Genomic DNA, 5,273 nt, shown 5'->3' with positions numbered 1-5,273 from the left:
CACCCCGCCCCCGATGCTCGACAAAAATACCCTCTTTGCGCTGTCTCTTTTTCCCTATCTGGGGTTTTTGTGGTTTATGACTCGCACCAAAGAAACGCCTCGGCTGGCCCTGATTGGGTTTTACGCGCTGCTGGTGTTTGTGGCGGTGACCATCCCGGCGGGGCTTTACGCCAAGGTCGGGCTCGGGGCAGAACTGGCCGATGTCGACTGGCTCCACGGTAGCGCCGAAGCCTTTTTGACCCTGTCGAATATTTTGGTGGTGCTGGGGTTTCGCCAGGCAGTAGTACAGCATCAGAGCGAAGGGAAGGCGCGTAGCACTGCTGAGGTGGCGGGAGACCAGTAAGGCAAAAAGCAAACGGTAGGTCTGGAGATTAAGCGCGAACTGTCTTCATGCTCCACCGACTGCCAATATCTCCCTACCGCTTTCCTTTCATCAAGTTTTCGCGGCCGCAAAGGCCATTTGCCAGAAGGTGGCTTCGAGGTCGGCAACTCGCAGAAAAGCATATTCTGCCTGGGCCCGGGTGTTGGTGCTGGCGGTCACCAGGGCGTCGTCGGCTTGAGCGGCCAGCAGATTGACATAGTCGGTAAAGCCGGGGTTGCCCCAGCGATCGGCGAACTCGGTATAGGGAGCGGGCATAGGGCCAGGGATTTGCCAGCCCTGGTTGTAGGCATATTCGATCGCCCACAGGGCGGTGGCCTGTACCGCGTAGGGCTGAACCGTTAGGCTGGCCATAAATTCGCGGTAGAGCTGGCAGGTAGGCTGTGGGGGCGTGGCCAGGTCTAGGGAGCGCTCGGTGGCTTTGGCCTCAAACCAGAGCAGCTCGTCTTTGAGCGCGCCCAAACCGGCCAGCAGCACGTCGATATGGGCGTCGGGGGCGGCTCCCAGCACGCGCCCCACCATGCGGGTAAACTCTTTAACAAACAGGTAGTCTTGCACCAGCCAGGTGTTGAACTGGGCTGGCTGTAGTGTGCCGCTGTGGCAGCCGCTGAGGAATGGGTGGTTGGTGGCCCGGTGCCAGGCCTGGGGGTGGCTTTGCAGCAGTGCTTGACAGGTCAGGGGCATGGGGATTTTAGCGATAGGATAAACCGGGCAGTGTGACCTAGTTGGGCACGATTTCGGTGACGACGCGGCCACCGTCAACGACGATGGTTTGATCGTCGAGACGGCCCGTAACACGGGAGCCGTTGAGATTGACGATGGGGTTGACCTGGCGGTAGTTGACCTGGCCCTCGGCCACAATCGTTTGGGTGGCGACATTCCAATTCATGCGATCGCTGGTCAGGCGCGACTGATTTTGCTCACCCACCGCCACCACCTCATCAGATAGATAAATCTGCTGCTCGGCCAGATTCATGCGCCCCTGGCGAGCGGTGACGCGCACTCGGTTCTCGGGATGTATGAGGGTGAGCGGCTGGTTCACGGTCACCTTTTCTTGATCGACCTGCCAGTCCAGGGCTTCGCTGGTCATATTGAGCGGCATTTCAAGCATCTGCATGGCCACCTGTTCCCGTAGGGTGACCAGCTGATCGGCCAGATCCACGGAGCCACGCTGGCCCGTCACCACGTCGGTAATCGTGTCTTGTTTAAACTGTTCTACCCGCAGCGGTTGGGCACTGTCGATGCGTTCTTCGGCCCAAAACCAGGTGAGCTCCTGAGCCTGAAGCTTGATCCAGGGATCGGTTTTGGGATCGGCCACGACGGTATTTGCCACCACGTCACCCTCTAGCTCCATGCGATTTTCGCGGTTAAAGACCCGGGCTTCGTTGGCGGTGGCCCGGAGCTGAGGATGGGTGCCGGTGATCTGCTCACGCATGATCAGCACGTCTTCCTGGGGCCGCCATTCCATCTCGTTGCCCCGCAGAATGGAGCCGTTTTTGACTCCGGTGGCAACGATATTGCCTCGCAACAGTATGACGCTGCCATTTTCGCGCACTTCGCCAGTGTCAGCGGTGACCACATAAATCACCTCGCCATCTTGAAACAGATCGCCGTCGGGGCGGGTGATAAAGGCCACCTGCTGGTCAGAGCTATAGGTGACTTCTTCACCCTTGACCCGCCACAGCAGCTGACCCTGTTCATCGGGCTGTTCTAGGGTGACATCTCGCAGCGTCAGACCGGGTTCTGGATAGGTATCCGCTGGGTCAGCGTCACGGTTATTGAGAGCTGGGCCTCGAAAGACTAGGCTATGGAGACCAATCGCCAGGGCTGCGATCGCCACCCCACCCGCTATAAACTGCCGCCACTTTGCCATGCCGCTGTGCCTGTCTGTACTGGTGAAAACGACGGGTGAAAACGCTATTCGCTGACGGTCAGGCCGTCTTCTGGAGCGGCAGCTGCTTCGGTGGGGTCCAAATTGGACAGGGGGCGATAGGTATAGCTATGGGTTGGCGGGTTGCGCGGCAGTTTTCTGATGTCGTCTTTGATCCCATCGAGGTCAATATAGCGATCGGCCACATTGATCAAGCTGTCGCTAGTCATCGATCGCAGACTTACCACCTCTACCCGCGCGCCTCGGTAGCTGGCGGCATCGGCGGCATAGGCTAAGTCGCCATCCCCGCTCACCAGCACGGCGGTGTCGTAGAAGTTGACCAGCGCGACCAAGTCGACGGCAATTTCGACATCGAGGTTGGCCTTCTTAGACCCGTCGGGCAGCTGCACCAGGTCTTTGGCAATCACCCGGTAGCCATTGCGCCGCATCCACAGCAAGAAGCCCTGTTGCTTTTCGTTGGTGCGATCGACCCCGGTGTAGAAGAACGAGCGAAACAACCGCGACCCCGAGGTCAGTTTGCACAGCAGTTTGGTGTAGTCGATCTCGATGCCCAGCTGGAGCGCGGCGTAAAACAGGTTAGACCCGTCGATGAAAATGGCCACCCGCCCTCGGTTGTCGAGCACCTGCTCCGGAGTAAAGATGGCGTCTTCGCTTAACAGAGAATGGTGAGTATCTAACATGGGTTTTATATGGGTTGGTTTAATTAGGTCTTAAAACGCTGGAGCAGATGATTGAATGTCAAGCAGCTGGAAATTAAAGCTTGATTCAGGGGCTGGCCACGGGTTCGGGTAGCTCCAACCGTTGAAACACTGGCTGAGCTTCCCCTAGGGGTTGACCAGGGGGGAGAAAGCCCCACCTCACCTGGTCGGCGTAGTTGAGCACCTGGCCCAGGGCCTTGGCGTCAAAATCGGCCGTCAGCCCCAGCTGGGCGTAGATCTGATTGCTCAGGCTAGGAATCACCGGGGACAGCAGGTAGGCTGCCTGCCGCACTGACTCCAGCACCGCATACAGCACAACTTCGGTTTCGGCCTGCTTGCCCTGTTTATAGAGACTCCAGGGGGCTTGGTCATCCAGGAACTTGTTGCTGGCTTGCACCAGGGCCAAGACCGCTGTACAGGCCTGGCTAAAGGCCAGCTGACTATAGGCGGTAGGCACGGTTTCAGTCAGGGTAATGCCAATGGCCCGCAGGGGATGATCGGCCAAAATAGTCTGGGGGTCAACGGTCGGAACCTGACCATTGCAGTAGCGCCCGGCCATTTTCAGGGTGCGGTTGAGCAGGTTACCCAAATCGTTGGCCAGGTCGGCATTGAGCAGATTGATAAAGCGAGTTTCGTTGAAGTCGCCGTCTTTGCCAAACTCAATTTCGCGCATGAAATAGTAGCGCACAGCATCGGCACCGTACCGCTTGACCAGATCCACTGGGTCGAGGGTGTTGCCCTGGCTTTTGCCCATTTTTTGGCCATCTTTAGTCAGAAAGCCGTGGCCATAGACTCGTTCAGGCAGGGGTAACCCTGCTGACATCAGCATGGCAGGCCAGTAGACGGCGTGAAACCGCAGAATGTCTTTGCCAATCAGGTGGGTGTGGATGGGCCACCATTGCGCGATCGCCCGTTCGAGACTGGGGGTTTCGTTGGGGTCTTGCAGGGCGGTAATGTAGCCCAGCAGCGCGTCAAACCAGACATAGAGGGTGTGGCCAGGGTCGGTGGGCACCGGAAACCCCCAGTCGAGGTTGATGCGCGAAATCGAGAAATCTTGCAGACCGCGTTTGACGAAGCTCAGCACCTCATTGCGGCGGGCTTCGGGTTGAATGAAGTCGGGCCGTTCAGCGTAAAGCTGTTCCAGTTGTTCTTGGTAGGCCGATAGCTTAAAGAAATAGTTGGACTCGTCGCGCCATTCCACCGGCTTGTTGGTGTGAATCGGGCAGCGCCGATCGCTGAGCAGATCCCGCTCTTCTTTAAACTCTTCACAGGAGACGCAGTACCAGCCCTGCTGCTGGCCCTGGTAGATATCGCTGCGATCCCACACGCGCTGGAAAAACTCGTTGACGATGGTTTGGTGGCGAGGGGCGGTAGTGCGAATGAAGCGATCGCAGTTGATATTCAGCAAGTCCCACAGGCGCTCAAACCCAGCCACAAACTCATCGCAGTGAGCCTGGGGAGAGACGCCCCGCTCTTCGGCGGTACGCTGAATTTTTTGGCCGTGTTCGTCGGTGCCGGTAATCATCAGCACCGGATGGCCCATCAGACGATAAAAGCGGGCGACGACATCAGCGGCGATGGTGGTGTAGGCGCTGCCAATGTGAGGCAGACCGTTGACGTAGTACAGCGGCGTGGTGATGGCAAAGGGCGCTTTCTCGACAGAGTTAAAAGTCATACAACAACCGAAACATTGGCCTGCGGAGAGGCTTTCAGCAACATCAACCGTCGGCCTACGTATCTCAGAAGGCCTCTTCTGGAGCAAAACCGACAGACATTTAAAGATAGCAGCGCCGCGAAAAAGCTAACCCACAGCACCAATAGCTACTCACATATCAACCTAGGCCAAAATGTTACGGATCGCTGAATAAGTCCTAGAAGTTTTAATCATCTAGAGCGGAAACAAGGCCTTTTCGACATTCTGACGTTGCGGTTGAGCCATTGCCTAGACCCCTTTAACCCCTCACCCCTCAAACTCTGGGCGAGTAATTTGTCCAGGCTTAGATTTTGGATGCCCTTGATCCAAAATCCCTTAAGCGGTGCATTGCGGTGCGTTGGCGGAGCCTCGCCTTAGCGTTATGCCCCTTGTCTGTAAGGCATGACCCAAAAACCAAGCTTGACCGAGCCCTAGGCTTAAAGTAGCTAGTACTCCACGGCGCAAGTTTAGATCCTAGTCCTTAGGGCTAGGGAGCAGCGATTATCTTAAATGTCAATGAAAGCCAGCTCAAAAGAGAGTGCCCCCTGGCTGGACCGCTCGATTAGGCAGGGGCATAACGGGCCGTCACGGATTCATCCTGCCAGGACGTCC

5 protein-coding genes are annotated in these 5,273 nt (G+C 57.2%); 1 reads left to right on the top strand and 4 read right to left on the bottom strand.

Annotated features, from left to right (window positions below; genetic code table 11):
• The first annotated feature begins 13 nt into the window (after positions 1–13).
• Positions 14–343 (top strand): DUF3593 domain-containing protein, encoded by a 330-nt coding sequence (locus tag IQ254_RS29485; protein WP_193969706.1) that lies wholly within the window; start codon positions 14–16, stop codon positions 341–343.
• Positions 344–433: 90 nt separating this feature from the next.
• Here IQ254_RS29485 and IQ254_RS29480 read toward each other — a convergent pair whose 3' ends face one another.
• The 4 genes from IQ254_RS29480 to metG form a co-directional block, all read right to left on the bottom strand.
• Positions 434–1,063, bottom strand: coding sequence for a TenA family transcriptional regulator (locus tag IQ254_RS29480; protein ID WP_193969705.1), 630 nt, complete (start codon positions 1,061–1,063; stop codon positions 434–436).
• 37 nt (positions 1,064–1,100) lie between these two features.
• Entirely contained in the window at positions 1,101–2,252 is a 1,152-nt protein-coding gene (gene lptC, locus IQ254_RS29475) for an LPS export ABC transporter periplasmic protein LptC (RefSeq protein ID WP_193969704.1), read from the bottom strand.
• Between the two features lie 44 nt (positions 2,253–2,296).
• On the bottom strand, positions 2,297–2,950 hold the full coding sequence (locus IQ254_RS29470) for an NYN domain-containing protein (protein ID WP_193969703.1): 654 nt from the start codon (positions 2,948–2,950) through the stop codon (positions 2,297–2,299).
• A gap of 85 nt (positions 2,951–3,035) precedes the next feature.
• Complete coding sequence (gene metG, locus IQ254_RS29465; RefSeq protein WP_193969702.1) at positions 3,036–4,643, bottom strand: methionine--tRNA ligase; 1,608 nt, start codon at positions 4,641–4,643, stop codon at positions 3,036–3,038.
• Positions 4,644–5,273 lie beyond the last annotated feature (630 nt).

The sequence above is a fragment of the Nodosilinea sp. LEGE 07088 genome (assembly GCF_015207395.1).
Taxonomy (GTDB): Bacteria; Cyanobacteriota; Cyanobacteriia; order Phormidesmidales; family Phormidesmidaceae; genus Nodosilinea.
The sequence above is the reverse complement of the archived record's forward strand: the minus strand, read 5'-3'. Positions and strand labels throughout refer to the sequence as shown.

Excerpts from the sequence above, each read along its gene's own strand:
- IQ254_RS29485 (WP_193969706.1), top strand. The coding sequence starts at position 14 with ATGCTCGACAAAAATACCCTCTTTGCGCTGTCTCTTTTTCCCTATCTG.
- IQ254_RS29480 (WP_193969705.1), bottom strand. The coding sequence starts at position 1,063 with ATGCCCCTGACCTGTCAAGCACTGCTGCAAAGCCACCCCCAGGCCTGG.
- lptC (WP_193969704.1), bottom strand. The coding sequence starts at position 2,252 with ATGGCAAAGTGGCGGCAGTTTATAGCGGGTGGGGTGGCGATCGCAGCC.
- IQ254_RS29470 (WP_193969703.1), bottom strand. The coding sequence starts at position 2,950 with ATGTTAGATACTCACCATTCTCTGTTAAGCGAAGACGCCATCTTTACT.
- metG (WP_193969702.1), bottom strand. The coding sequence starts at position 4,643 with ATGACTTTTAACTCTGTCGAGAAAGCGCCCTTTGCCATCACCACGCCG.